General features: G+C 68.7%; 2 protein-coding genes. Both read right to left on the reverse strand.

What is annotated here, in order from left to right; genetic code table 11:
* The coding region (locus C5F44_RS17615) for a biotin/lipoyl-containing protein (protein WP_146161991.1) at positions 1-577 on the reverse strand (577 nt) is incomplete at its 3' end.
* 3 nt (positions 578-580) lie between these two features.
* Positions 581-1327, reverse strand: a 747-nt coding sequence (locus C5F44_RS17620; RefSeq protein WP_328588520.1) for an alpha-ketoacid dehydrogenase subunit beta, incomplete at its 5' end; no start/stop codon positions are given.

Below are 1327 nucleotides of genomic sequence, written 5' to 3' on the forward strand. Positions count from 1 at the left end.
GCATGGCGCCATGCGGCTCAAGCTCTGTGCCCGCGGTCAGCGGGGGGGTGGCTGCTGGCGGTGCGGCTACCGGGGCGGCAGCCGCCACCGCGGCCACCGGCGCCGGGGCGGCAACCCGCACCGCCGCTTCGCGGATGTCGGCGGCGATGATGCGCCCCTTCGGCCCGCTGCCCCGCAGACCATCGGTTTCCACCCCCAGATCCCGCGCAATGCGGCGTGCCAGGGGCGAGATGCGACGCGGCGGTTCATCCGCCCCGGGCGCCGCAGGGGCGGGTGCAGCCTGTTGCCCGGTCGGCGCCGGGGCAGCGCCTGCCACCGCCGGCGGGGCGGCGGATTTGCCATCGCCGATCAGCCCGATCACCGTCTGGACCGGCACATCCGGGGTGCCGCCTTCGATCAGAATCCGCTCCAGCACGCCATCGGCGGGGGATTCGATGTCCAGCGCGGCCTTGTCTGTTTCCAGCTCTGCCAGGACATCGCCCTTCTTGACCGGCGTCCCCGGCGCCACATGCCAGCAGACCAGCTTGCCCGCGACCATGGAAGGGGACAGCGCCGGCATCAGGATTTCAACGGCCATGGCTTAAACCTCCGTGCCGCGATCGCGGTGGCAGATGCGCCGCGCGGCCTCGGCAATCGCGGCGGCACTTGGCATCACCTCGCGTTCAAGCCGGTCGTTATAGGGCATCGGCAGTTCGGCCGCGCCCAGCCGTTCAACCGGGGCATCCAGCCAATCGAACGCCTCTTCGGTGATCTGGGCGGCAATCTCGCCGCCCAGTCCGCCGGTGCGCCAGGCCTCGTGGACAACAAGGCAACGGCTGGTCTTCTTCACGGAACGGATGAAGCAATCCATATCCAGCGGACGCAGGCTGCGCGGGTCGATCACCTCGGCGCTGATGCCTTCGCGGGCCAGCGTATCGGCGGCGGAAAGGGCGCGTTCCACCATGGCAAGCGTCGCGATGATGGTGATGTCGGTGCCTTCGCGCTTGATGTCGGCCTTGCCGATCTCGATCTCATACGGGGCTTCGGGCACCGGGGCCGCGCCGCCCAGATAAAGCAGCTTGTGTTCCAGGAAGACCACCGGATTGTCATCCCGGATTGCCGCGATCAACAGCCCCTTTGCGTCATAGGGGGTCGAGGGGGCCAGCACCGTCAGCCCCGGAACATGCGCGAACCAGGCCTCAAGCGATTGGGAATGTTGCGCCGCCAGCCGGATGCCACCGCCCTGCGGCCCGCGGAACACCACCGGAACCGATACCTTGCCCCCCAGCATGAAGCGCAGCTTCGCCGCCTGGTTGACGATCGGGTCCATCATGAAGGTGACGAAATC

The sequence above is a fragment of the Fuscovulum blasticum DSM 2131 genome, from assembly GCF_003034965.1.
GTDB lineage: Bacteria > Pseudomonadota > Alphaproteobacteria > Rhodobacterales > Rhodobacteraceae > Pseudogemmobacter > Pseudogemmobacter blasticus.